Origin of the sequence: Fibrella arboris (genome assembly GCF_041321095.1) — a bacterium.
Taxonomy (GTDB): Bacteria; Bacteroidota; Bacteroidia; order Cytophagales; family Spirosomataceae; genus Fibrella; species Fibrella arboris.
On record NZ_JBGGWE010000008.1, the window covers coordinates 251,963 to 277,722 of the forward strand.

At 55.3% G+C, this 25,760-nt stretch carries 17 protein-coding genes; 11 read left to right on the forward strand and 6 right to left on the reverse strand.

Annotated features, from left to right (window positions below):
• Nucleotides 1-8 precede the first annotated feature (8 nt).
• From ACAW75_RS16120 to cobA, 3 genes are all read right to left on the reverse strand, one after another.
• A complete protein-coding gene (locus tag ACAW75_RS16120) occupies nucleotides 9-3,581 on the reverse strand; it encodes a molybdopterin-dependent oxidoreductase (protein ID WP_370729762.1) in 3,573 nt (1,190 codons plus the stop codon).
• Nucleotides 3,582-3,685: 104 nt separating this feature from the next.
• Nucleotides 3,686-4,978, reverse strand: coding sequence for a NarK family nitrate/nitrite MFS transporter (locus ACAW75_RS16125; protein ID WP_370729763.1), 1,293 nt, complete (start codon nucleotides 4,976-4,978; stop codon nucleotides 3,686-3,688).
• Between the two features lie 57 nt (nucleotides 4,979-5,035).
• A complete protein-coding gene (gene cobA / locus ACAW75_RS16130) occupies nucleotides 5,036-5,821 on the reverse strand; it encodes a uroporphyrinogen-III C-methyltransferase (protein WP_370729764.1) in 786 nt (261 codons plus the stop codon).
• A 259-nt stretch (nucleotides 5,822-6,080) separates the two neighbouring features.
• On the opposite strand from cobA, the gene nirB reads away from it, so the two are divergent.
• The 7 genes from nirB (at nucleotide 6,081) to tkt (ending at nucleotide 17,626) form a co-directional block, all read left to right on the forward strand.
• Nucleotides 6,081-8,600, forward strand: coding sequence for a nitrite reductase large subunit NirB (gene nirB / locus ACAW75_RS16135; protein WP_370729765.1), 2,520 nt, complete (start codon nucleotides 6,081-6,083; stop codon nucleotides 8,598-8,600).
• Nucleotides 8,601-8,721: 121 nt separating this feature from the next.
• On the forward strand, nucleotides 8,722-9,069 hold the full coding sequence (nirD, locus tag ACAW75_RS16140) for a nitrite reductase small subunit NirD (RefSeq protein WP_370729766.1): 348 nt from the start codon (nucleotides 8,722-8,724) through the stop codon (nucleotides 9,067-9,069).
• Between the two features lie 111 nt (nucleotides 9,070-9,180).
• Nucleotides 9,181-11,055 (forward strand): glycoside hydrolase family 13 protein, encoded by a 1,875-nt coding sequence (locus ACAW75_RS16145; protein WP_370729767.1) that lies wholly within the window; start codon nucleotides 9,181-9,183, stop codon nucleotides 11,053-11,055.
• A 76-nt stretch (nucleotides 11,056-11,131) separates the two neighbouring features.
• Entirely contained in the window at nucleotides 11,132-12,007 is an 876-nt protein-coding gene (locus ACAW75_RS16150; protein WP_370729768.1) for a PIG-L family deacetylase, read from the forward strand.
• A gap of 110 nt (nucleotides 12,008-12,117) precedes the next feature.
• A complete protein-coding gene (pgmB, locus tag ACAW75_RS16155; RefSeq protein WP_370729769.1) occupies nucleotides 12,118-12,804 on the forward strand; it encodes a beta-phosphoglucomutase in 687 nt (228 codons plus the stop codon).
• A gap of 58 nt (nucleotides 12,805-12,862) precedes the next feature.
• The gene (locus ACAW75_RS16160) at nucleotides 12,863-15,187 is read left to right on the forward strand and encodes a glycoside hydrolase family 65 protein (RefSeq protein ID WP_370729770.1); all 2,325 of its coding nucleotides are present in this window, start codon (nucleotides 12,863-12,865) and stop codon (nucleotides 15,185-15,187) included.
• Nucleotides 15,188-15,580: 393 nt separating this feature from the next.
• A complete protein-coding gene (gene tkt, locus ACAW75_RS16165; RefSeq protein WP_370729771.1) occupies nucleotides 15,581-17,626 on the forward strand; it encodes a transketolase in 2,046 nt (681 codons plus the stop codon).
• Nucleotides 17,627-17,696: 70 nt separating this feature from the next.
• Here the strand turns inward: tkt and ACAW75_RS16170 are convergent, their stop codons facing one another.
• A complete protein-coding gene (locus tag ACAW75_RS16170) occupies nucleotides 17,697-18,824 on the reverse strand; it encodes an acyltransferase family protein (protein ID WP_370729772.1) in 1,128 nt (375 codons plus the stop codon).
• A 120-nt stretch (nucleotides 18,825-18,944) separates the two neighbouring features.
• Here ACAW75_RS16170 and ACAW75_RS16175 point away from each other — a divergent pair, with 120 nt between their 5' ends.
• Nucleotides 18,945-20,177: a glycosyltransferase family 4 protein gene (locus ACAW75_RS16175; RefSeq protein WP_370729773.1), complete on the forward strand. Its 1,233-nt coding sequence runs from the start codon at nucleotides 18,945-18,947 to the stop codon at nucleotides 20,175-20,177.
• Between the two features lie 34 nt (nucleotides 20,178-20,211).
• On the opposite strand, the gene ACAW75_RS16180 is transcribed toward ACAW75_RS16175, so the two are convergent.
• Nucleotides 20,212-20,523, reverse strand: a complete 312-nt coding sequence (locus ACAW75_RS16180; RefSeq protein ID WP_370729774.1) for a GNAT family N-acetyltransferase — start codon at nucleotides 20,521-20,523, stop codon at nucleotides 20,212-20,214.
• Nucleotides 20,524-20,850: 327 nt separating this feature from the next.
• Here ACAW75_RS16180 and ACAW75_RS16185 point away from each other — a divergent pair, with 327 nt between their 5' ends.
• The 3 genes from ACAW75_RS16185 (at nucleotide 20,851) to ACAW75_RS16195 (ending at nucleotide 23,991) form a co-directional block, all read left to right on the forward strand.
• Nucleotides 20,851-22,335: a S8 family serine peptidase gene (locus ACAW75_RS16185; RefSeq protein WP_370729775.1), complete on the forward strand. Its 1,485-nt coding sequence runs from the start codon at nucleotides 20,851-20,853 to the stop codon at nucleotides 22,333-22,335.
• Between the two features lie 4 nt (nucleotides 22,336-22,339).
• Entirely contained in the window at nucleotides 22,340-22,561 is a 222-nt protein-coding gene (locus ACAW75_RS16190) for a hypothetical protein (RefSeq protein WP_370729776.1), read from the forward strand.
• Between the two features lie 125 nt (nucleotides 22,562-22,686).
• The gene (locus ACAW75_RS16195) at nucleotides 22,687-23,991 is read left to right on the forward strand and encodes an OmpA family protein (protein ID WP_370729777.1); all 1,305 of its coding nucleotides are present in this window, start codon (nucleotides 22,687-22,689) and stop codon (nucleotides 23,989-23,991) included.
• Nucleotides 23,992-24,069: 78 nt separating this feature from the next.
• Here ACAW75_RS16195 and ACAW75_RS16200 read toward each other — a convergent pair whose 3' ends face one another.
• Nucleotides 24,070-25,707 (reverse strand): DUF8832 domain-containing protein, encoded by a 1,638-nt coding sequence (locus tag ACAW75_RS16200; RefSeq protein WP_370729778.1) that lies wholly within the window; start codon nucleotides 25,705-25,707, stop codon nucleotides 24,070-24,072.
• Nucleotides 25,708-25,760: the final 53 nt, after the last annotated feature.

Sequence of the window (25,760 nt, forward strand, 5' to 3'; positions counted from 1 at the left end):
GTTTACGGTCAGGCTGGCACGGCTTCCAGAAGGTTCGACAGGATGCTTCGTATTTCGGGGCGGCAGGAGCCGCAGCCGGTTCCAGCCCCCGTTTGCTGGCAAAGCTTCTGAAAGTCAGTGCATCCGGCCTGGATGGCCCGCTCCAGATTGCCACTGCCAACGGTGTGGCAGGAACAAACCAGCTTGCCCATCACCGGGTCGGCAGGCTTGCTGGCCCGGAGCAGTTCGAGCCGTTTCTGCGATAGCTCCAGTCCGCCGTCGATGAGGTCGCGGAACTCACGGAACTCGTTTTTGTCGCCAACAAGTGTTGCGCCAACCAGCTTGTCCTGATAAACGATGCACTTTTTGTAGTACCGTTTGGCCTTATCCATAAAGACGATTTCCTCGTAGGAACCATCCTGGCTGGGTACGTCGGAAAGCCCCATACTGACCAGGTGCAGGCCTTCCATCTTTAGAATACTGACGGCCAGACTCCCGGCATACGGTTGAAGCCTGTCGCCGGCAATGAAGCGGGCGGCAACGGCGGCCTGCTGTTCGGCGGCGGCCGTAATGCCCCACATCTGTCCGCGCCACTGGGCCAGTTCGCCCGCCGCAAAAATGGCTGGGTCATTCGTTTGCATGTAATCATTAACCACCACGCCCCGGTTGCAGGTAAGGCTGGCCTGCTGCGCCAGTTCGGTGTTCGGAACGGTGCCAATCGCCATCACAACGGCTTCGCAGGGCAGTAGCTGACCCGATTTCAGGCGAACGCCCGTGACCTGCTCGTGACCCTCGAATGTCTGGACCTCTTCATTAAAATAGATGTCGATACCCCGGTCGAGCAGGTCCTGATACAGCAGTTCGCTGGCCAGCGGGTCGAGCTGCCGTTCCATGAACCGGCCAATTCGCTGAATAACCGACACCCGCACGTCGATCTGCCGAAGCGAGGCGGCGAGTTCAAGGCCAAGCAGGCCACCGCCTACGATGACCACATGTGAGTTGGCGCCGTGCAGGCGGGGAAGCAGCGAATCGGCATCCGCCCGGGAGCGGAGGTTTACGATACCAGGGAGGCGGGGAACGCCCTTGGGCATGAAAGCGCGGCTACCCATACCCAGGAAGAGCTTGTCATAGGCATGTTCGTGGCCACACTCGTCGACGATGATTTTCCGTTCCCGGTCAATGCGAACAATGCCTACGCCCGCATGAACGTGAATGCCAGCGGCGGCGAACTCGTCGGCCCGTAAGCGAATCAGCTGTTCCCAGGGTTGAGCGCCACTGATGTAATCGGGAAGGAGCACCCGGTTGTAGAACGGATGGATCTCTTTCGAGAAAACATGAATGCTATCGGTCTGATTGAGGCTTCGGTAGGCATTGATGAAGCCAAGCCCCGCCGCCCCGGCCCCGATGAGGATGATCGTCTCAGCCGGCTTGACATAAGGAGACACTTCGACCGCCGAAAATTTGAAATCCGGCTCTTTTGAACGGGGGTCTATCAACTTATGCGTCAGGTTGTTGGCCCGGCCAACGGCATTGTCGGCATCGGTCAGCTGCATGGCTGCGAGCCGTCCCCAGTGCATCGGCAGGAAACACAGCCCCGGTCGTACATCGTCGGTAAGCTGGACTTTCACGCGAACGTTGCCGCGCCGGTTGTTGATGCTAACCAGTTGCCCGTCACTGATGCCTCTATCCGCCGCATCGGCGGGGTGAAGCTGGAGAAAAGGCTGCGGGCTGTGCTGGTTCAGGCGGGCTACCCGACCCGTTTTCGTCATCGTGTGCCATTGATCGCGAATCCGGCCAGTGGTGAGGACCAACGGGAAATCAGGGCTGGTAGGCTCCGAGTTGTTCTCGTCAGGTACCGTATGAATCTGCGCCCGCCCGTTCGGTGTATGGAAGCGGTGATCCTGGAAGAGGCGCTTGGTGCCCACTTCGCCCGTTGTTGGCTGCCCGCTTACCACGGACAATCCATTGCCAGACTCCCGGTGTTGATTCGCGGAAAAAGGCCACTGAACGCTACGGCGGGCTTTCAACAAGTCGTAGTTCACGCCCGTCACATCGATGTTGGTACCGGCCGTGAGTTGTGCGTACTCCTGATACACGTCGGCGACCGACCCGTACGAGAAGGCGTTGCCAAAGCCCATCTTATCGGCAAATCGCCAGATAATCTCAGCATCGGGCAGGGCTTCGCCGGGGGCTTGAAGGAGTTTGGGGAGGTGGGTGATCCGGCGCTCGGCATTGGTCATCGTGCCTTCCTTTTCCAGCCATCCAGCCGCTGGAAGCACAACATCGGCATAGGCCACGGTATCGGCCCGGCTGGATATGTCCTGTACCACCACAAAACGCCCCTGTTTCAGCGCCCTTTCGACCTGATTGACATCGGGCAGGCTCACCATCGGGTTGGTATTGATGATCCAGATTGCTTTTAGCCGGTCGTCGGCCAGCGCATCGAACAGTTCGGTGGCGGTGAGGCCGGGTTTGTCGGCAATCGGTACCGGCCCTTGCCAAAAGGCTTCGACTGCTGCGCGGTGCGAGGCGTTGGTCACATCGCGGTGGCCGGGCAGCGCATTGGCCAGGCCGCCTACTTCCCGACCGCCCATCGCGTTTGGCTGGCCTGTCAGCGAGAAGGGGCCGTTGCCGGGCGTACCAATCCGACCGGTGATGAGATGCAGGTTAATCAACGACAGGTTTTTATTCACCCCCACGACCGATTGATTCAGCCCCATGGTCCAGAGCGAAAGGAACCCGTTCGATTGACCAATCCACTCGGCAGCCAGGCGAATAGCCGCCTCAGGTACGTCGCAAAGGGCAGCGGCTTCCCCGACTGTACGCTGCATGGCCTGCTCACGAAACTGGGCAAACCCGTCGGTATGATTGGCAATGAACGAATAATCGACCTGGTCGGCTTCGATCAGTAAACGCGCCAGAGCGTAGTTCAACACAATGTCGGTGCCGGGGCGGATTGGCAGGTGTAAATCGCTGGCCCGCGCCGTATCGGTCCGCCGGGGGTCCACACAGATGAGCCGGGTAGCCGGATACGCGGCTTTTCGGGCTTCGATCCGTCGCCAGATGATGGGATGGCACCAGGCTGGGTTGGCGCCCTGCACCAGAAAAACGTCGGCTTCCTCGATGTCATCGTAACAAACCGGCACCGAATCTTCGCCCAGCGAGAGCTTGTAGCCCATCACTGCCGACGACATACATAGCCGCGAGTTGGTATCGATGTTGTTGGACCCGATAAAGCCTTTGATCAGTTTATTGACCAGATAATACTCTTCGGTGAGGCATTGCCCCGATACATAAAACCCGACTGCATCGGGGCCATATTTCTGGATGATGGTCTTGAAAACGGCGGCTGTTCGTTCCAGGGCTACCTCCCAGCTGACCCGCTGTAGTGGCATCGACCGGTTTAACCGCATCTGTGGGTAAAGCAACCGGTCAGACTGGTCCATCACCGTGTAGTGGAGATTCAGCCCCTTTGAACAAAGCAATCCCCGGTTGCTGGGGTGCTCCTTGTCGCCGGCCACCGTCAACTGACCGGTAGGTTCTTTCGTTACGGCCACACCGCAGCCGACACCGCAGTAACAACAGGTGGTTTTGTGTGTCATCTCTTTTAGGTCTTTTGGCCTCCGCCTTTTGGCTACTATTGCTCTGCTTGCGTCGTAAGGTTGCTTCTGGCTGCGCGACAGACGACGAAAAGAAACAGACTGGTTCAGACTGGCTGAAGTTCGGTTTCGACTGTTTCGGCGACGGTTGATCTGCTAAAATTGACCAGAAAAAGCAACGTACCGATGGCGGCCACGCCACAGCCGATATAAACAAATGCCTGGGCGTAGGTGATCGACTGTGATTTGAACAGGAAGCCCATGAGCATACCCCCGAGGTTACCTCCCGCGCCGACAATGCCCGAAATGGCCCCGACGGCCTTTGGATTCACAAATGGCGTGATGGCGAAGGTGGTCCCATTGGCCATTTTCAGGAACATGGCAAAGGCCAGCATTGACCCGATAGCAAGGGCCAGATTCCCCGATTGTGCGAAGAGCAGGATGCCAATGCCTTCCAGCAGGAGCATGGTGGCCAGCAAAATACCTTTTCCCCGCATACCATACCGGCTGCCGACGCGGTCGGCTACGATGCCACCTACGGCCCGGGCGAAGAGGTTCATGCCGCCGAACAACATGGCCCAGAAGCCTGCCTGTGTTTCAGTCAGGCCGAAGGTGTCGAAGAAATAGAGGGAGGCCACGCCGTCGAAGGTGATCTCCATGCCAAAGCAGGCAGCATAGGCCAGTGCCAGTGCCCATACCCGATAGTCGGCAGCGGCTTTCCAGATACTTACGGACGGCTGCTTCGACTGGGTACGTTCGATGTCCTCGTAGTTACCAGCCGGGGTGTCCTGTGTGTATCGGTAGTAAATAAACGCCATCACCAGCATGAGCGCACCAGGAACGATCATCGCCAGCCGCCAGGCATCGCTCTTAACGTACCCAAAACCCACAATGGTCATCATGATAACGGGCATAACCAGTTGGGTCACGCCACCGCCGAGGTTTCCCCAGCCACCCGCTACAGCGTTGGCCGTACCTTTAATATGGGGGGCAAACATCATCGACGTGTGAAACTGGGTAATCACGAACGAGGCACCAATGATGCCAATTGCCAGTCTGAACAACAGAAAAGTGGTGTAGTCGTGGGCCAGACCAACCAGCATGACAGGTAGTGAACCAATCACCAACAGGGCCGTATAGGTTTTGCGGGGACCCCAGGTGTCGCACAGTTTACCAATGATCAGCCGGGCGAAAATAGTGGCCGATACCGCAGCAATGATTGTATTCCCAACCTGGGGCTTGGTCAGGTTAAGATCAGCGCGAATGGCGGGCATCAGCGGAGCCAGCCCGAACCAGCCAAAAAAACAAACAAAAAAAGTGAGCCACGTAATATGGAAAGTGCGCATCTGCACGCCACTGAACGAGAAAATGTTCAGCGTATTGAGCGGTTTGTTCGACATCGTTGGTACGTATTTTCAGGGTGTATGTTTATTGGCAGCAGGTAAGTTCGAGCGGGGCTAGACGCGGTCGGCCATCGACAACGCGCGGGCGTAATCCATCATGTAGGTCGGGTGCAGGCGAACAACCTCGCCAATGATGATGATGGCGGGAGCCCCAAGCTGATATTGGGCAACAAGGCCTGGCATTTCCCAGACCTGGCCAACCAGGCAGCGTTCGGTAGGACGGCTACCGTTCTGGATAACGGCCATGGGCAGATTCCCCCGGCCAAAACTGTCGTAGAGCGCACAGATCTCGTCGAGTTTGTTTAGGCCCATCAGCAGGACAACCGTCGCGTTCGACTGAGCGGCCAGCCGAAGGTCGTCGGCCAGTTGCTGATGCCGGGTGGTGCCGGTGATCACCCAGAAACTCTGGCTGACGCCCCGACTGGTAACGGGTATGCCCTGGAGGGCAGGGACAGCAATGCAACTCGAAATGCCCGGTACTACCGAGGTAGGCAAGTTATGTTGCCGCGCATAGGCAATCTCTTCGTAGCCGCGCCCGAAAACGAAAGGATCACCCCCTTTCAGCCTGACCACGTGCCCATACTGATGGGCCATAGCCACGCAAAGCTGATTGATTTTTTCCTGAGCCCAGGAAGGCTGCCCGGCCCGTTTGCCAACAGCCTGACAAAGGGTACCGGGTAAGGCGTGCTTGAGCAACTCAACAGTAACCAGATCGTCATACAGAATGACGTCGGCCTGCTGAATGGCGCCCAGACCTTTCAGCGTGATCAGGTCAATGTCTCCGGGGCCAGCGCCAACCAGCGTGAGATGCGCACGACTATGAATACCGATACTTACCATATGTAACGTGGTAAAATACTATTTATGAGTATTTATACTTTACTGATTTTCTGCTTCAAAAGTAGAGGCTATATTCTGAAAAACAAGCAACAATTAGAAATATGAGTATTAAAAAAGGCCAAATACCAAATGAAAGTTGGTGTTTATGTAATTTTTAGGTTTAAATTTGAACCGTCGATTACCAGGTAAACTACTTAGTAATCTTGGAATTAGTCAATTATTAAATGTTGTAGTTATAACTGAGTAAAAGCTACTTACTATGGAGAAAGGTGCATCGGTCCGTATCGTTGTTATTGGCAATGGGATGGCGGGCTACAAGTTTTGTGAGAAGCTGGTGGCTAAACGGCCGGGAATAGAAGCCTTTTCGATCACTGTTTTCGGGGAAGAACCCCGCGCTGCCTACGACCGTGTCCACCTGAGTGGATACTTCGCGGGTAAATCGGCCGATGACCTGATGCTGGCGCCTGTAGACTGGTATCTCGACAACCAGATTCAGCTGCATCTATCGGATCCGGTTGTCGACATTGATCGGGAACAAAAACAGGTTCGCTCACACCGGGGCCTGGTGGTTCCGTATGATTATCTGGTCTTTGCCACAGGTTCAGGCGCCTTTGTGCCGCCTGTGCCCGGTTTGGAGAAAGATGGTGTGTTCGTTTACCGCACACTCGAAGACCTGGACATGATTCGGGCGTATGCCCGTAAGGTGCGGAAAGGAGCTGTGCTGGGTGGCGGCTTATTAGGACTGGAAGCCGCGAAGGCGCTGCTGGACCTGGGGCCGGAAGAAGCACACGTGGTGGAGTTTGCCCCGCGCCTGATGCCCCGCCAGATCGATGCCGCAGGCTCGTCGGTGTTGCAGCAGCAACTGGAAGAACTGGGGCTGAAGATCCATCTCAGCAAAAGCACACAGGAAATCACCGGCAACGAAGCCATTGACGGAATGCTCTTTGCCGATGGGTCGCGCCTGGAAGTAGAGATGTTGATTGTTTCTGCGGGAATCCGTCCCCGTGATGAACTGGCAAAAGTGACGGGGCTGGAAACGCACCCTCGCGGTGGCATTGTGGTCAACGAATACCTGCAAACAGCTGATCCAGCCATTTTCGCCATCGGCGAGTGCGCGTTGGTTCATTCGATGATTTATGGACTGGTGGCGCCCGCCTACGAAATGGCGGCGGTGGTAGTCGACCAGCTGCTGGGTACGTCCCGGTTGTTCAGTCCCTACGATATGTCGACAAAGCTGAAACTGATCGGGGTCGACGTGGCCAGTTTCGGCGACGCATTTGCCGAGGCGCCGGCTCAAACGATTCAGTACGAGAACCGGGCAAAGGGCGTTTACAAGCGCATCAATCTATCAGAAGATGGCCGCGAGTTGCTCGGTGGGATCCTGGTTGGAGACGCTTCGGAGTATAATATGCTGCTTCAGATCTGTAAGAACAAATCGGTGCTGCCCCCCGACCCCGAAGATCTGATTCTGGGAAGCAGGGGCGGGGCCGAAGCCGAAGGCGCCGGGGTGATGAGCCTGCCCGACGATGCGCTGATCTGTTCGTGTGAGGCGGTTACAAAAGCCGCCATTTGCCAGGAGATCATCGACAATGGTCAGTCAACTGTCGATGCATTAAAAAAGTCTACCAAAGCCTGTACGGGTTGTGGCGGCTGCACGCCCCTGGTCAAAGACCTGCTTCAGGGCGTCTTGAAGCAACAAGGGCAGTATGTGCGCAACGTGCTCTGCGAACATTTCGATTATGCCCGTCAGGAAATGCTCGACCTGATCAAAATGAACGGGCTACGTACCTACGGAGCGGTACTCGATCAGTTTGGTAAAGGCGATGGCTGCGAGGTCTGCAAACCAGCGGTGGCCAGCATGCTGGCCAGCTTGTGGAATGAAAACATTCTTGAAAAAGACCTCGCCCCGGCGCAGGATTCCAACGACCGGTTTCTGGCAAATATTCAGAAAGGCGGTACCTACTCGGTGGTGCCGCGCATTGCCGGGGGCGAGATAACCCCGCAGAAGCTGATCGTGATTGGGCAGGTAGCCCAAAAATATGGCCTGTATACCAAGATTACCGGCGGCCAGCGGATCGATATGTTTGGCGCGCACGTCGGTGATTTGCCGGCTATCTGGCAAGAACTGATTGCCGCCGGCTTCGAGAGTGGACATGCCTACGGCAAAGCCCTGCGAACGGTGAAAAGCTGTGTCGGCTCTACCTGGTGCCGCTTTGGGGTACAGGACTCGGTCTCGTTCGCTATCGAGGTGGAAGAACGCTACAAAGGACTTCGCGCTCCGCACAAGCTCAAATCGGGGGTGTCGGGCTGTATTCGGGAATGCGCCGAAGCGCAAAGTAAAGACTTTGGTATCATCGCTACCGACAAGGGCTGGAATCTCTACGTATGCGGGAATGGCGGCGCCAAACCGCAACATGCGCAACTTCTGGCAACGGATGTGGACAAGGAAACCTGCCTGCGCCTGATCGACCGGTTCCTGATGTTTTACATCCGCACGGCCGATCCGCTGACCCGCACGGCTACCTGGCTCAATAAAATGGAGGGTGGTATAACGTACCTGAAAGCCGTTGTCGTCGATGATGTGCTGGGCATTGCGGCAGAGCTGGAAGCCGAGATGCAGGCGCTGGTCGACGCTTACGCCTGCGAATGGAAAGAAGTAGTGGAGAAGCCTGAACTCCGCAAACGATTTGCCCACTTCGTGAACGTACCTGACGCAAAAGACCCGTCGGTCCTGTTCGAACCCATGCGCGACCAGATTCAAGCAAAAAACTGGATATGAAAGAGAGTGTCAGGTGTCAAGTTTCAGGTGTCAAGTGGCGTTACCTATCAAGCTTCTGGTAATCTAGCAACGCCACTTGACCCCTGAAACTTGACACCTGACACTGTAAAATGATACAACCATGACAACAACAGAAACATCAATCACCTGGCACAGGGCTTGTTCCATCGATGATATTCCTGCCGACGGCGGCGGCTGCGTATTGGTCAATGAGCGTCAGATTGCGCTATTCAACTTTGCCCGGCGGGGAACCTGGTATGCAACCGACAATGAATGTCCACACCGGCAACAGATGGCCCTGTCGCGGGGCATGATCGGCTCGGTACAGGATGAACCGAAAGTAGCCTGTCCATTCCACAAAAAAACGTTTTCGCTCGAAACGGGGGCCTGCCTGACCGACGATGCCTACCAGATCAGCACCTACCCGGTTAGGGTCGAAAACGGCTGGGTATACGTGGGCGTGGCCTAAAGTAAGTTTCCGTCTGCTGTTTGTCGTTCTTGTGGCGCCGCCCCGTAGCACCTCCAGTGGGGTAGTAGCAGAAACAGTAAACAGCAGACGGAAAACTGATTAATTTTGGCCATGAAAAAGCCATTTTTCCTTCTCATAGTCCTATTCTGTTGGCAGGTTGTCGTTGCACAGTCACCGCAGATTCAGCGTGTCGACCCAACGAACTGGTGGGTAGGCATGAAAAATCCCACTCTCCAGTTACTCGTTTATGGGCCTGATGCTGGTTCATTGACCTATTCCATCAATTATCCAGGGGTGAAACTGGTCAGAACCTCGACGGTAGAAAACAAAAACTTCGCTTTCCTGGACCTGACTATCGCGCCCACTACCAAAGCAGGTACGTTGCAGTTGGTGGGTAAGCGGGGGAACCAGACCATCAGCAGGGCCTACCAGCTGAAAGCCCGCGACACACAACCGAAAGGACAGGGGCTCACCTCGGCCGATTTTATTTATCTGCTGATGCCCGACCGATTCAGCGGGGCTGATCCTGCCAACGACAAGTTCGACGATATGGCTGATAAAGAGGCTGATCGGAACAGCCCGTTTCTTCGGCATGGCGGCGACTTGCAAGGGGTTGGCAATCACCTCGATTACCTGAAAGAGCTGGGCGTAACCGCGCTCTGGATGACGCCTGTTCTGGAGAATAACCAGCCACAGACCAACGAAGGCGGGGCAATGCGTTCCGCCTATCACGGCTACGGGTTCACCGATCATTATGCCGTTGATAAGCGACTGGGCGGCAATGACGCCTATAAAGCGTTATCGAAAAAAGTGCATGCGCAGGGCATGCGACTGGTGCAGGATGCGGTCTATAACCACGTAGGCATCAATCACTGGTTTTTGAGAGATATGCCCATGAAAAACTGGCTGCACCAGTGGCCGACCTATACCAACACGTCCTATAAATACCAGCCCATCACCGACCCGCATTCGTCGGCCATTGACCGGAAAGTGACCCTCGATGGCTGGTTTGTGCCCTTCCTGCCCGACCTGAATCAGAGCAATCCGTATGTGGCGAACTACCTGATTCAGAACGCGATCTGGAATACGGAAGAATTTGCCGTTGACGCCTGGCGGATCGATACGTACATGTATAATGATCAGGCGTTCATGAACCGTTGCAACGCTGCTTTGCAGGCCGAGTACCCCAATATGTACACCTTTGGCGAATCGTGGGTGAACAACACCGTCGATCAGGCATACTACACCCGGAATAAGATCAATTTCCCGTTCAAGTCGAACCAGACCGGCGGGCTTGACTTCGTGTTGTATTCGGCCATGAACGCCGCCCTGAATGAAGGTGAGGGCTGGGATAGCGGCGCCAATCGGGTGCAGCAGGTGCTGGCTCAGGATGCCGTTTACGAAAACCCAATGAAGTTGGTGACGTTCCTGGATAATCACGATACCGACCGCTTCCTGTCTGTGGTGGGTGAGGACATTAACCGGTACAAGATCGGGTTGACCTGGCTGCTCACTACCCGTGGGATTCCGCAGATTTACTACGGCACCGAAATTCTGATGAAGAACTTTAAAAATCCATCGGATGCTGAAGTACGCCGCGATTTTCCCGGCGGTTTCGAGGGAGATAAGGACAATAAATTCACCGCGGCCGGGCGAAATAAAGCCGAAAATGAGGCCTTCGACTTTGTGAAAACACTGGCCAGTTACCGTAAAATGTCGCCCGCCCTGCTGGGGGGGAAGCTGATGCAGTACCTGCCTCAGAACGGCACCTATGTGTATTTCCGCTACACCGATACCGCCACCGTGATGGTGGCCACCAACCAGACAGACAAACCGGTGGCGCTCGATATGGCTCGGTTCAGCGAGCGGACGGCTGGGTACGTTAGCGCGAAAAACGTGTTGACGGGCGACGTGGTGACCGACCTGAAAACGGTGCAGCTACCGGCCAAAACAGCCTTGGTGCTGGAGTTGCAACGTACCCGGTAATTATGTCGGTCTCACCGGCCCAGACCCGGTGAGACCGAATCTGCCGTACCTTTGGACGCTAATTGAGCTTTATCCAATGCGTTCAAGTCACGTCATCTGCCTGTTTGTCTGGCTGATTACCCCGCTCGCCAGCCTGGGGCAATCGCATAAAACACTGATTGTTACCGCTCATCCCGACGATGAGACCATGTTTCCCGTCACAGTCTTCAAACTCGTTCGGGAACTGGGTGGCAGCGCTGATCTGGCGTTGGTCACTGATGCGTCGGGGGGCTACAATGGTCTGGTTGCCTCGAAATATTACGGTCTGAACCTGCTCGATTCAGCCGTTGGCAGACGGGTGTTACCGGCGATTCGGAAGAAAGAACTGATGAAGGCGGGTGAAGTGATGGGCATCACCAATTTTTACTTCTTCGATCAGGTCGACGATCACTATTCCACCGATCCGTCGCCCTATCTGGGCGGGCGTCGCTGGAACATCGAACTCGTTGACCGGCAACTCGACGAAGTGCTGAACAAAGGGCGGTATGATCTGGTCATCTGCCTGGTGCCATCGGTCGAGCAACACGCGCATCATAAGGCCGCTACCATCCTGACCTTGAAAGCGGTGGCCCGCCTGGCGGGTAAAAAACCGATTGTGCTTGGTGGCCGAACGACCAGCCGAACCACCACTTTTTCGTTCTCCGAGTTGCCTGGCTATCCCGAAACAAAGGTGCTTCCCAATGCGCCGGTCTACGAAGTCGATGTGTCGCATACATTCGGCGAAGGGGGTAAGCACAGCTACCAAATTGTGGCCGATTGGGTAAAAGCCGAACACAAATCTCAATCGGGCGACATGAATGTGGCCATGCACCGGGGTGATGTGGAAGTGTTCTATTATTTTGCTCAAAATGGCTCTACCGGCCTCGAAACCATTAAAAAACTGTTCACCGCCCTGAAAGCGAGTGGCTATTAAATCTGTTTACCGTTTGCTGCTTGCCGTTTTCTGTTGCCCTGCTTTTTAGAAAATCGTTTGTTTAACAGCGAAACAGAGGACGGTAAACAGAAAACGGTAAACTTCTTTTTATGATAAAAGCCTTCTTATTTGACCTCGATGGCGTGCTGGTAGATACCGCGGTGTTTCACTACCAGGCCTGGCGCCGTATGGCCAATTCGCTGGGATTTGATTTCACCCATGCATTCAACGAAACGCTGAAGGGCGTGAGCCGGATGGATTCGCTGGATCGGATTCTGGCGCTGGGTAACGTAGTGCTGACCGACGAACGAAAGCTGGAGCTGGCCGCCCAGAAGAATCAGTGGTACCTCGATCTGGTCAATGAAATGACTCCCGCCGATATTCTGCCGGGGGTAAACGCGTTTCTGGCGCAGATAAAACAGGCTGGCGAACAGGGCCACCCGATCAAAATTGCGCTAGGGTCAGTCTCTAAAAATGCGCCGCTCATTCTGGAACGCGTGGGGCTATCGCAGGTCTTCGATGCCATCATCGACGGCTCAAAGATCACGCACAGTAAGCCCGACCCGGAAGTGTTCCTGAAAGGGGCAGCAGAACTGGGGGTTACACCCGCCGAATGCGTCGTGTTTGAAGATGCCGTTGCGGGCATTGAAGCTGCCAAACGGGGTACTATGTTTGCGCTCGGAATCGGTTCTCCCGATGTGTTGACGGAAGCTGACCTGGTGGTGCCTTCGCTTGACCATATTACCGTCACCGAATTACTCGCTGCTGTTGAACGGACACGTGGGTTAGGCTATTAAACGTGTCTGGTTGCGACCGGTCGCAACCAGACACGTCAAATTTTGAAGAAGACCTATTATGAAACAGTACCTGACCAATGATCCCTGGTGTGTGGTTGAAGATAGCTTTCACCCCCAGTTTAATGAAGTTACCGAAAGTCTGATGTCACTGGGAAACGGCCGGCTGGGCGGACGGGGCAACTTTGAAGAGAAATTTACGGGTAAAACGCTGCCCGGCAATTATGTGGCGGGCGTGTACTACCCCGATAAAACCCGTGTTGGCTGGTGGAAAAATGGCTACCCCGACTACTTCGCTAAAGTGCTCAACGCGGCTAACTGGATCGGTATCGATATTGATATTGAGTATGAATCGCTCGATCTTAATACCTGCGAGGTGCGTGATTTCCGGCGGGTACTTAACATGCAGGAAGGCTACCTGGAACGGCAGTTTACTGCCCGTTTGAAGAGCGGCAAAGAGCTGAAAGTCAATGCAAAGCGTTTCTGCTCGATTGTTGATGATGCAGCCGGTGCTATTCGGTACAGCATCACCCCGCTGAATTTCGACGCTAAAATCACGATTACCCCCTATATCGACGGCGCTATTCGCAACAAGGACGCCAACTACGATGAGACGTTCTGGGACGAGGTGCGGAAAGAAACGGCCTACGGGGAAGCCTATATCGAGCTACGTACCCGTAAAACCGGCTTCCACGTGGCTAGCGGGATGTGCGTAGAGATTGAGCAGAACGGGGCCAAGCTGGATTACCAGTCGCAACCGATCAAGTACGAGAAGTATGTGGCCAACCGTATCTCACTCGACTGCCGGCAGGGGCAGGAAACGGTGATTTACAAATATGCCGTGAACCTCTCGTCGCTGAACTACGACCCGGATGAATTGCTGAAAGAGGCCCATCAGTATATGCAGCGGATAACGCGCAAAGGCTTCGATAAGATGTTGTTTGAACAGCAGCAGGCCTGGGCCGATAAGTGGAAAATGAATGACATTACCATCGACGGCGATATAGCGGCGCAGCAGGGCATTCGGTTCAATATCTTCCAGCTGAACCAGACCTATACCGGTGAAGACGAGCGGTTGAACATCGGGCCAAAAGGATTTACCGGCGAAAAATACGGCGGGTCAACCTACTGGGATACCGAAGCGTATTGCCTGCCCTTCTACCTCTCGACGGCCGATCAGAAAGTGGCGCGTAACCTGTTGATATACCGGTACAAACAACTCGATAAAGCCATTGAAAATGCACAGAAGCTGGGCTTTCGGGCCGGGGCTGCCTTGTACCCAATGGTGACCATGAACGGTGAGGAGTGCCACAACGAGTGGGAAATTACCTTTGAAGAAATCCATCGGAACGGAGCGATTGCCTACGCGATCTACGATTACGTGCGCTACACCGGCGACGAAACGTACCTGTCAGAATATGGCCTGGAAGTGCTGATCGCGATTAGCCGGTTCTGGAGCCAGCGCGTAAACTGGTCGGAGGCAAAACAGCAGTATGTGATGCTGGGCGTAACGGGGCCAAACGAATACGAAAACAACGTAAACAACAACTGGTATACCAACTACATCGCCGCCTGGACGCTCCGGTATACCATGCAGGCTGTGGATACGGTGAAACGCCTGCACCCCGAAGCGTATACCGAACTGGCCGACCGGATTCATTTCCGCGAAGAAAAAGAGATTGCCAAAGCCAAACACATCGTCGACAACATGCACTACCCGTTCGACGAAACGCGGCAGGTGTTCCTTCAACAGAGTGATTTCCTGGATAAGGAGATCATGCCGGTGTCTGACATTCCCAAAGGGCAGCGGCCACTGAACCAACACTGGTCGTGGGATCGGATTCTCCGGTCCTGTTTCATCAAGCAGGCCGATGTGTTGCAGGGACTTTACTTCTTTGAAGATGAGTTCGATACCGACACGCTGAAGCGCAACTTTGATTTTTACGAGCCAATGACGGTGCATGAATCGTCGCTGTCACCCTGCGTTCATAGCATCCAGGCGTCGAAGCTGGGCATGAACGAAAAAGCCTACGAGATGTATCTACGCACGGCCCGCCTCGACCTCGACGACTATAACAACGACACCGAAGACGGTTGCCACATCACGAGTATGGCCGGTACGTGGCTGGCGGTGGTGAAAGGATTCGGGGGGATGCGCGTTGAAAACGATCAGCTGCAATTAGCCCCGTATTGCCCCGATGGGTGGACGTCGTTTGCCTTCAAGATCCGCTTTCGGGGTACGTTGCTGGAAGTCACAACGACCCAGCAGGGTGTGACGGTGGCGAATTTCTCCGACCGGCCAATCTCAATCCAGGTACGTGGCAACTTGACCACAATAGCCGAAAATGGGAAGCAAACGGTGCCGGTGAAAGTGGTAAAGGCTTAAAAATTCATTTCGCTTGTTAGCGATTTTGATAGTTATTGATTCCATGAGGCCGGGGCAAAACGCCGGCCTCACTGGTGATTATTGAGCTGGCTCCCGCACGGCGGTCAACTGGGGGTTAGGAGGGCGTATTAGGCTGAAACAGACAGCTAAACGGCCGGTGTGCAGAATAGGTCCAAGCGGTCTCAGCGGCCTGCCCGACGTACCCAGCCAACAAGACAGATGAACCTTAGCAAGCCTTCGTTGCGATGCACGGCAGGCATACGCGTTCTTCAACTTTCTGGCTTTGGCTAACTTTTCTCAGCAATTTCCCGCGAAGAGGGTTATTCGATGAACAGCCTGTTGGCAACTGAGCCGAGAGGCAGTCGCAGCCAATCAACCTCACGAATACTCCGTATGCCAAGCCAAACAAATTCACTCGATGAACTCAGCGTCAATACCATCCGCCTACTGGCTGTTGATGCTGTACAGAAAGCAACCAATGGCCACCCCGGCCTGCCACTGGGGGCAGCCCCAATGGCTTATGTGCTGTGGTCACGTTTCCTGCGCTTCAATCCGAAAGACCCACACTGGCCCAACCGGGACCGCTTCGTGCTATCGGCCGGTCATGGCTCTGCCCTGCTCTACAGCCTGTTGCACCTGTACGGCTACGACCTGTCGCTCGACGACCTGAAGCATCTCCGGCAAATCCATTCTAAAACCCCCGGACACCCCGAATCGAACCTGACGCCGGGCGTTGAAGTAACGACTGGTCCACTCGGGCAGGGGGCTGCCAATGGTGTAGGCATGGCTATGGCCGAGGCGTTTCTGGCCGCTACCTACAACCGGGAAGGACATACCGTAGTCGATCATCATACCTATGTGCTGGTTAGCGATGGCGATCTGATGGAAGGGATTGCCTCGGAAGCGGCCTCGCTGGCCGGGCACCTTAAACTGGGTAAACTGATCTATCTCTACGACGATAACCTGATCTCTCTCGATGGGCCAACAAACCTGGCCTTTACCGAAGACCGGATGAAACGGTTCGACGCTTACGGCTGGCACACCCAGCAGGTAGCTGATGGCAACGACCTGGCCGCCATAGAAACGGCTATTCAGGCGGCAAAGGACGAAACTGAACGGCCATCTATTATCGCCATACGTACCCAGATTGGCTATGGTAGCCCGCAGGCAGGCACCAGCAAGGTGCACGGCAGCGCTTTGGGTGAAGACAATCTTCGGAAAACGAAAGAGTTTTTCGGCTTCGATCCCGATCAATCGTTTGTTGTTCCCGATGAGGTGGGGACGTACCTGCGTGAGCCTGGGCAGCGCGGGGCTGATTTGCAGGCTGACTGGGATCGCCAATTTGCCGCCTACAGACAGCAGTTTCCGGCCGAGGCTACTCAGTTCGATCAGTCATTCGCCGGAAAACTGCCCACTGGTTGGGATGCTGACATGCCCACTTTCAAGTCGACCGATAAAGATATGGCTACGCGGCAGGCGTCGGGCAAGGTGATTGATGCGCTCAAGAAAACGGTGCCGTATCTCTTTGGCGGCTCGGCCGATCTGGCGTCGTCGAACGAGATGCCCAAAACGGCCGATGTGAGCTTCCAGCCGGGGCATTACGACCAGTCGAACGTCTGGTTTGGTGTTCGGGAGCATGCTATGGGAGCTGCCCTGAACGGTATGGCCCAGCACGGCGGCATTCACCCTTATGGGGGTACGTTCCTGAACTTCTCCGACTATATGCGTGGCGCCATCCGGCTGACGGCCCTGGCCGAATCGCGGGTTACGTTTGTGTTTACGCACGACAGCATCAGTCTGGGTGGCGACGGGCCGACGCACCAGCCGGTTGAGCAGCTGATCTCTCTGCGGGCCATTCCCAACATCATCGTGCTTCGCCCGGCCGATGCCAACGAAACCGTAGCTGCATGGCGTATCGCCATGGTAACGCCCAAAACACCCGTATTGCTCATCTTATGCCGGCAGGAGCTACCTATTCTCGACCAGGAAAAATATAGCCCGGCGAGAGGCCTCGAAAAAGGAGCATACATACTGAGCGAAGCCTACGAGAGCCCGCAGCTAATTCTGATTGGTACAGGCTCTGAGGTATCACTGGTGTTGAAAGCGCAGGAGGAACTTAAAAAACAGGGTATTCCGGCCCGCGTGGTGAGTATGCCCTCCTGGGAGTTGTTCGAAAAACAGGAACAGGCCTACCAGCATGAGGTGTTGCCACCGTCGCTCAAAAAGCGGCTGGCCGTTGAAGCTGGCTCACCCCTTGGCTGGCATAAATACGTTACGGATGAAGGCACGACGATCAGCATGAATCGCTACGGGCTGTCTGGTCCGGGCGAGGAAGTGCTGGCCTATTTCGGTTTCACCGTCGATAATGTAGTTGACCAGGCTAAAAAGGTACTGACGGGTAACGCAGAAGGCATCGGGAAAAAAGAAGTGTTGTCCTGAGTTTCGTTTGGCGAACGCAGCCGGCAAACGTGAAAAGTCCCAACGGGCCTCTAGTCTCTTGTCGGCTGTGTTAGCGATTAGTGGCCCGATACCAGGCCAACACGGGCAGTTCCACTACATAATAGATCAAGGTGGCTATCAGCGTGCAACTGCCAATAGAGATGAGCAGGGTGATGGAATTGGATGTATCGATGGAAAACTGGCTGAGTAGGGTCTGCGTTACGTGAATGACGCCCTTGTGGCTAAGGTAGAGCGCATACGAAATTCGCGCCATGAAAGCCGTAAATCGGGAGGTCGAACGAGACAGAACCCCCGACGGCAGCACGGCCGCAGTCACCAGCAGGCCATAGCCCAGGGCTACCAGTGGGAAGCCCGCCACAGACGCAGCGTACGACTGCTCATTCTCACATAAAAAGTAGGCGCCGGTTAAAAGCGATAGACCAAGCCCGAGAAACCAGTTGCCGTGGGCGGCCAACCGGTTCCAAACCGACGGTAGAAAGCTGGCTACCCCCGCTATGGCGACGCCGACCAGCAAGCCATCCAGCCGGTTATAGGTGGGATAATACACATACTGATACCAATTCACATATTCGTCCCGGCTACCGATAGCGGGCAGGTAAAACCGATTCCAGTTCTGGCTGCGCAACAAAAAGCCTCCCACAACCAGTAGGCCGAGCAACCCGAACAACAGGCTGACTCGTCGGTTACGGACAACCAGGCTGACAAAGAGGGGCAAGGCCAGATAAAAATGGACTTCCACACAGAGCGACCACGCATGGGAGAACGTACCTGCGTCGCGCACATTCAGACCAGTGTTCTGGGTAAACGTTAAAAACGTCCATAGGGGTGGTAGCCCTTCTTTTTCGCGAAAAAACGGGCAGGTGAAATAGACCACTACCACGAGCAGATAGGCGGGCATAATTCTGAAAAAACGTTTGCCCGCGTAGGCTGACCACTGTATGGTCTTTTGTTTGCTGACCTGCTCAAACAGATGCGACGAAACAAGAAAGCCACTCAGCACAAAAAACAGATCAACGCCCGTCCAGCCGAATGTTGCATAGGTAGAGACCCAGTCAGGATGGCCAAAGTAGCCCAACTGATAATGAAAGAAAAAGACGAGCGTGATCGCCAATGCGCGTAGATGATCGAGGCCATGAAGCCGCAGTTGGGTGGCTGGCGGAGAAGTGACCAGAGGCATGACCAGTGACTGGGTGAGCGGTTATATTCGGAACGAAGATAGGCAGCCATTCTGACCGACGTACTGATGATCCGGCAGAAAGACTGTTTCTTTGCACTCTCTTTCTGATACCTGTACCGCATGAATATTGCCGTTTGGCACAACCTTCCCAGCGGCGGAGCCAGCCGCGCCCTGCACCAACATATAAAAGGTCTTGCTCAGCGCGGGCACCAGATCACTGTGTATACCACCTCGATGGCCGACAGTACGTACCTGGATGTGAATCAGTACGCGGGTGAACCCAGGATCGTGCCGCTGAACATGACCATCCGTATCCGGCATAAATACCGTGATCAGGTACGTTCGCTGGCGTTGCTCCCCGATACCCAGGTTGAGTGGATGCTGGACGCCTGCCGACAGTCGGGCGAGCAGATTCGGGCTGGCGGGCACGACGTTCTCTTTGCCAATTCATGCCAGCACTTCATGATGCCCTACATTGGGCGGTTTGTCGACCTTCCCAAAGTACTGTATCTCGGTGAGCCCAACCGATCCCTGTTTGAAGCCTTCCCGACGCAACGCTGGGCCGCCCTGCCAGCTGCCGCGGGCCGCTGGCGTGAGGCAGCCTACCGGCAGGCATTCTGGGCCGATATCTTTGAGCAGCGACAGGCGCGGGTACGTGTCCGCGAGGAAATTGCCAACTACCATACGTTCGATACGGTGTTGCTCAACTCCTATTTCAGCAATGAGAGTGTGGTGAAAGCGTATGGTCGTGGAGGCGAAGTTTGCTACCTGGGTATCGATTCGGAGCTGTTTCCTTATCTGAACGTACCCAGAAAGCCCTTCGTAATGGGGCTGGGCGCTTTCTTCCCGCACAAACGGCCCGATACCGCTATTCGTGCGCTGGCGCAGCTGCCAGCCGATCAGCGGCCGCCATTGATTTGGGTCGGAAACATGGGCAACCACGATTATGTAGCCGCTTTGCGCCAGCTGGCGGTAGAACTGGGCGTTGATTTTCAGCCCCGTGAGCGGGTGCCTCAGGCTGAGCTGATCGAACTGCTGAACACGGCCACCTGCCTGCTTTATACGTCTGAACTGGAGCCATTCGGATTGGCTCCGCTGGAGGCCAACGCCTGTGGCCTGCCAGCCGTAGCTGTGGCAGAAGGCGGCATCCGGGAAACGGTTGTCGATGAAAAAAACGGACTGCTCGCGCCGCGTGACCCGGCTCAGCTGGCCAACGCCGTACATCGCCTGATGAGCGACCCGGCACTACACCAGCGATTGTCAGCACAGGGACGTACCTGGGTAACTGAAAAATGGAGCACCAACCTCGCTATCGACCGGCTCGAACGCGCCCTGATCAGCGTAGTTAAGTGATTAAGGACTTAGCGCAAGCAACCCCAGTACTCCCCTAAAAATCGGCTTCGGAATACTCGGTCGATACAAGACGTTGCCACTCAGGATGACGCTTGATATAGGTCGCCACGAAGGGACAGAGTGGCACTATCTTTTGGTGATGAGCCTCCACATACGCCAAGGTCTGATTGACGAGCCTGGAGCCAATGCCTTTCCCTTCCAGGTCGGGGTGCACTTCCGTATGGGTCAGCGCAAGCGTGTGTTCGTCTGGTTGAATGAACGCAAGGAGCGATAGCTTGCCATCGGTCATAAGTTCAAATCGGTGGTGGGCGGCGTTGAGCGTGACCGTTGGTTCAGAAGTGGGCATGGTGGCTGGAGAAAGTTAGTCTGACGTTGCAGGAATGACTATATTCAGTACGAAATTGTTTAAGCGCTGCCCGTTCCGCAACCCGATAACTCCCCGATAAAGTATAGCGTTCATTCCCCGTCTGTTCCCGATCAGGTTCCTCTACGCGTCTGCCTGCGCGCCAGGCAGCATAGGTACAGGAGTCTATTGAGCGTGGGATAGCGGTGAGTAAACCTGTAGCGGCATGAGATCGTTGCTGTCGACGCGTTGGTCTTTTGTGTTCACCTCTCAACGGCGGGTTGACCAGCTGGCAACAGGCTGGGCTACCCGTGCTAATCCAGTAAACTTATGGCAAGCCCTATTGTGCGCAATTACCTGATCTTACCCCCAACTGGCATTCGGTTGACCGATAGCCCCGATACAAACCCAGAATCCCTCTTCAACAGACTGACCGTAGACGTGCAGTTGGGGCAGGTGTTCGACCGCGAAAGACCAACGGGCGGTGTCGTGGTTGACACCACCGGGCAAAATGGGGTGAAGCTGGTACAACTGGCTGATGATGATCTGCCACAGGTACGTGCCCAACTGCCCGGCGTCCGGATCGTACCGGAGGTCTTCTACTATCGCCAATGGCAACGCGAAGCCATCCGACAGCCCTTTCGGACCATGCAGGGACAACCTAAAATTGGCGTGCGGATCAAACTCACGGAAGCCAAGACAGGTAAACCGGTGGCAGGCGTTACGGTGGTGGCGTTTACCAATTTTGAGCAGCGACAGGGGGAACAGGGCACATCGAATGCGCAGGGGGTCGTATCGTTCAAGACTATTGGCGGCCAGCGCATCGAGCAATTGTTCGGGTATCCGCAACATGGCTACTGGAGCTTGTGGCGGAAAAATCTGACGCTAACCAACGACCAGGTATTGCAACTGCAACCGTTAAAACTCGATTATACCGATGCCAAACAGTTTTTCTACCCGTCGGCGCAGACCGACCTGATGGCCGGTACTGGTATAAGGGTGGGGGTGATTGATACGGGCGCCGGCCCACACCCTGATCTGGTCATTGCGGGAGGACGCTGTACCGTTACAGGCGAAGATCCTGCTGACTTTGCCGATGTAGATGAACATGGCACGCATGTATCCGGCATCGTAGCCGCACGGGGTACGTCGCCAACCGGTGTGCGGGGGGCAGCGCCCGGCGCCGAGCTCAGGGCTTACCGGGTATTTGGTAAGAACGCGGAGGGCGCTTCTAATTTTGCCATTGTAAAAGCCATCGAACAGGCCGTCGCTGACGGCTGTGACCTGATCAACATGAGCCTCGGTGGTGGTACACCCGATGATGCGACCAAGGATGCCATCACTTTTGCGCGTGATAATGGCACGATCTGTTTTGTGGCAACAGGGAACGACGACCGCTCACCGGTTAGCTTTCCGGCTTCTTTTTCGCTCTCATTGGCTGTGGGGGCAATGGGGCGCAAAGGCACGGTGCCGGCCAACACCACCGATGCACCCTATGCCGTGGCACCATTCGGCACCGACAAAAAGAACTTTGTGGCGGGCTTTTCCAACATTGGCCCGGAAGTAGACTTTATCGCGCCGGGTGTGGGTATTATCTCGTCGGTACCGGGAGGCTATGCCCCCCTGAGTGGTACCTCGATGGCCTGTCCGCTGGCAACGGGTGTAGCTGCCCGTTTGCTGGCCACTCAACCCAATATACTGGCTATGCCGCGAACCGCCGCCCGGACCCAGGCAATGATCACATTCCTGCAAACGAAGGTGAAAAGCATGGGATTCGGTGCTACGTTCGAAGGTACAGGGCAACTTTTCCGTTAAGCAGATGGCCAGGTACGTGCTGCACGCAACCCACCCGGAGGGACCCACTGCCGATGAGCTCGAACTGATTGGCAACCAGGCGACTATTCTTGACAAAAGCCGCCGGGCATTGTTGGTTGACGTGGAAGAAAGCGCCGCCGCCCAACTGGCTGAAAAGCTGCCTGGGTGGTCGGTTCAGCCTGAAAACAGGGTGCCGATTCCCGACACAAAACGGCGGATTAAGTAAGTTCACAACCCATGTTACCTGGTTTGATTGCGTAGAAATAATCGAGTAAAAATCGTTGATCTGCTTCTGGATTGACCGGATAAGTTGTACTTTTCTGGTCAATCAACCGTAACGCACTGACTACGATGTTTACTCGATTACTGCTGCTCGTTGGCCTGACGCTATCGCTGACCAGTTGTATGGATCCCTTTCCCCGGACCGGAGGGGGAGGGTCAACTGGTGGTTCTACGGATGGGCGCGGCACCAATGGAACTGGGGATGATACCTACGGACAGTCGTCGCCCATGGGGCCGTCTACATCAGCCGATCCGCTCGTTCATGTCGACAACATACAATTAACGCGCAACTACACGATTCTGTATCTGACTTACACGCAGAAAGGGCAACGACAGGTTGATAATACAGGAAGGGTAGTACCGAATGGCTTTATCGCGTTTGACTCGCGAGGGCAGCTAGTGGCCGCTAACGGGGCACGCGTATTTAAATTTATTAAAGCCGACAATATTCCGATCAGGCCAGCGCAACTGAACACATACGCAGGTCAGCAGTATTCGTTCGCCGTCTATTTCGAGCCATTGGACAAAGGGCTTGAGCATTTCGATTTATTCGAATGTAACGATTATGATCACCTGGTCTGCTGGAATATCTACAACCTGTACGTTCGCAACCCGGCCGATCCGGTTATGACGCCCCCGGTGCAGACTCAACCAGCCCCCATGCCAGGTAATCCCAGTCGACTACCTGGCGAAACCCCGATGCCGGCCCCGGCGCCGACCACTCCGAAGCCGACAGAGCCACCGGCCGTTCAGCTGGTTTTTGTGTCAGGTATTGTGAGCAGTTCACTGACGAATAAGCCGGTTACAGCCACCATCGATTACCAGCTGTCGAACAAAAGCACGCCCCTTGATTCGGTGCAGAGCTTTTCGGCCGATGGGCTGTACCGCATGTATTTGAACCGGGGTCAGGTATATACCTACGTTGCGTCGGCTAAAGGGTATTTGCCCACCAGTGGCACACTGGACCTGACCAAGGCCACCAACAACCAGAAGATCACCAGGCATATCGTGCTGAAACCACTGTCTGTGGGTACCAAAATCACCTTGCAGAATATCTATTTCGCCATGTCGAAAGCCGACCTGTTGCCCGCTTCGTTTGCCGAACTGGATAAGCTGGTGACGATGATGGATGACAACCCACAGATGCGCATCAGGCTGGAAGGCCACACGGATATCGTTGGCGATAAAGCGGCTAACCTGCAGTTGTCCCGCGACCGAGTGCTGGCCTGCCAGAGCTATCTGGTCAGAAAAGGTATCGATGTGGTCCGAATCGAGACAATAGGCTACGGGGACACCCGACCCATTCTGACCAAAGGCACAGACGAGGACCGGAAAGTGAACCGCCGGGTCGAGTTTTCTATCCTGGCACTTTGACCGGTATCTATGACCAGTCAGCAACGGTGCTTAGGGACACCCAGCCAAGGGCGTCGGGCGTCAGCCATCGCTCATTGGTCAACGTACCTGCGTATCGAAAGCTCCGGTAAGTACCTGTCCGTTTCGTTTTACCTGTACCCATATGCGGTAGGTACCTGCCTTCGGAAAAGCATAGGGAAATGCCACCATATTGTTGGTAGTTTGCGCATGATTCATTCCCGACATCCCGGCGTACTGAACCGGAACTGACTGGCCCTTGCTGGAAGCCAGGTACGTGTCGACGCTGTCGCGAAAACGGGCGCTATTCAGTTGAGGTACCGTCCGCGCCGTATCGGCAATACGCTTCACCAGCATTTCCTCCGACGCCATTGAATACGTACCTACTGGATGCAGATGGATATACACCGAACCGTCGGAGCGAAGAATGGCCGCGTGTCCGCTCATACCCAGATAGGGTTCCAGCTTCGTTGCTTTCCCCGCCGGATCAGCCACCGCAAATTTCAGCGAGTAGAGTTGGCCCGCGTCAAGCACAGGCGACGGTTTGTCTGTCCAGATCATCGTTGATCCGTCGGCAAGGCGGGTGCTCGCGGCCGGTTTACCGCAAGCCGCCATGTCGCTGTCAAGCGTCAACGTACCTGCATCGGTCTGTTTACTACCGATCGGCTGGGCCAGCAGATAGCTATCGTCCGGGTCCACGGTACGGGCCGCTGCCACCGCTGGGGATACTTTAACCGACGGGATATTGACCGTGTCGGTGAGCGTTTCGGCATAACCGGAACGGTAGACGACATCGGTAAATAACAGATACTGGCCACCGGGCAAATTGGGGAGTTTCGTGTCAAAATGAAGTGAATCGCGCCGGGTAGGGTGGAGGTGCGCAAAGGCATCCATCCCCGGAATCCTGACCAGAAACGTATGCATCAGTTTGCCATGATCAAGCACCATCAGGTTAAAGTCGCGTCGCCGCCGACGGTTGTTGGCAAAGCCGGTGGTGTCGGGCTGCATGGTCAAGACTACCTGCCCATTTACCGGGCGGGCCGAGCTGATAAGTGGCGGTGCCTTGTAGAGTTGATAGGTACGGTATTCGTCGGCCCAGCTGTTCCACCACATCCGGCCGCCCGTTAGCACCAGGACCAGCACCGCCCCACCCACCGCCATGCCGACCAGTCGCCGTCGCTGGAACGAGTTGCCTTTTTCAGCGCCTGCTACCAATACGCCATCGGCATTGCTGGCCCCAATGATCGTGATCAGCATAATGAGCAGCAGCAGACCCATCACAGCGAGGCCGGCACCTGTGCCGGCGGGCATGTCGCGCGTTGCTGTTGAGGTAGCCAGCACGGGCACGACCACCGTCTCGTTGCCGTCGGGCCCATTCAGGGTCAATTGAATACTCGTCGACCCCGACTCCATAAGCCAGATCGACCCGTCGAAACGGTTGTTGCCTGCTGACGTGAGCGGGTCGGCTTCGGGCGCCCCTTCATCGCCCTCAAAGAAATAGACTGGCCGTCCCTGAATACTGACAGGATTTCCTTTTTCGACGAAAACCGTAACCTGGGCTGTACCCGGGACCACATCGGGCGGTTGAATACTGACCAGCAGCTGATACTTACCAACCTGCTTCTGAACAATCACGCCTGCGCTGCCGATGTGGGCAGTAGCAATAAACGGATAAACGATCAGCAAAAAGCAGGCGAAAAGAGCGGAAAGACGTTTCATGAAAGGTGATAAAAGACTGGGCGATGGAAGGAGATGTAATGGTCTTGACGGGC

Excerpts from the sequence above, each read along its gene's own strand:
- ACAW75_RS16185 (WP_370729775.1), top strand. The coding sequence starts at position 20,851 with ATGGCAAGCCCTATTGTGCGCAATTACCTGATCTTACCCCCAACTGGC.
- ACAW75_RS16190 (WP_370729776.1), top strand. The coding sequence starts at position 22,340 with ATGGCCAGGTACGTGCTGCACGCAACCCACCCGGAGGGACCCACTGCC.
- ACAW75_RS16175 (WP_370729773.1), top strand. The coding sequence starts at position 18,945 with ATGAATATTGCCGTTTGGCACAACCTTCCCAGCGGCGGAGCCAGCCGC.
- pgmB (WP_370729769.1), top strand. The coding sequence starts at position 12,118 with ATGATAAAAGCCTTCTTATTTGACCTCGATGGCGTGCTGGTAGATACC.
- ACAW75_RS16125 (WP_370729763.1), bottom strand. The coding sequence starts at position 4,978 with ATGTCGAACAAACCGCTCAATACGCTGAACATTTTCTCGTTCAGTGGC.
- ACAW75_RS16170 (WP_370729772.1), bottom strand. The coding sequence starts at position 18,824 with ATGCCTCTGGTCACTTCTCCGCCAGCCACCCAACTGCGGCTTCATGGC.
- ACAW75_RS16160 (WP_370729770.1), top strand. The coding sequence starts at position 12,863 with ATGAAACAGTACCTGACCAATGATCCCTGGTGTGTGGTTGAAGATAGC.
- ACAW75_RS16180 (WP_370729774.1), bottom strand. The coding sequence starts at position 20,523 with ATGCCCACTTCTGAACCAACGGTCACGCTCAACGCCGCCCACCACCGA.
- ACAW75_RS16120 (WP_370729762.1), bottom strand. The coding sequence starts at position 3,581 with ATGACACACAAAACCACCTGTTGTTACTGCGGTGTCGGCTGCGGTGTG.
- nirD (WP_370729766.1), top strand. The coding sequence starts at position 8,722 with ATGACAACAACAGAAACATCAATCACCTGGCACAGGGCTTGTTCCATC.
- ACAW75_RS16195 (WP_370729777.1), top strand. The coding sequence starts at position 22,687 with ATGTTTACTCGATTACTGCTGCTCGTTGGCCTGACGCTATCGCTGACC.
- ACAW75_RS16150 (WP_370729768.1), top strand. The coding sequence starts at position 11,132 with ATGCGTTCAAGTCACGTCATCTGCCTGTTTGTCTGGCTGATTACCCCG.
- nirB (WP_370729765.1), top strand. The coding sequence starts at position 6,081 with ATGGAGAAAGGTGCATCGGTCCGTATCGTTGTTATTGGCAATGGGATG.
- tkt (WP_370729771.1), top strand. The coding sequence starts at position 15,581 with ATGCCAAGCCAAACAAATTCACTCGATGAACTCAGCGTCAATACCATC.
- ACAW75_RS16200 (WP_370729778.1), bottom strand. The coding sequence starts at position 25,707 with ATGAAACGTCTTTCCGCTCTTTTCGCCTGCTTTTTGCTGATCGTTTAT.
- ACAW75_RS16145 (WP_370729767.1), top strand. The coding sequence starts at position 9,181 with ATGAAAAAGCCATTTTTCCTTCTCATAGTCCTATTCTGTTGGCAGGTT.
- cobA (WP_370729764.1), bottom strand. The coding sequence starts at position 5,821 with ATGGTAAGTATCGGTATTCATAGTCGTGCGCATCTCACGCTGGTTGGC.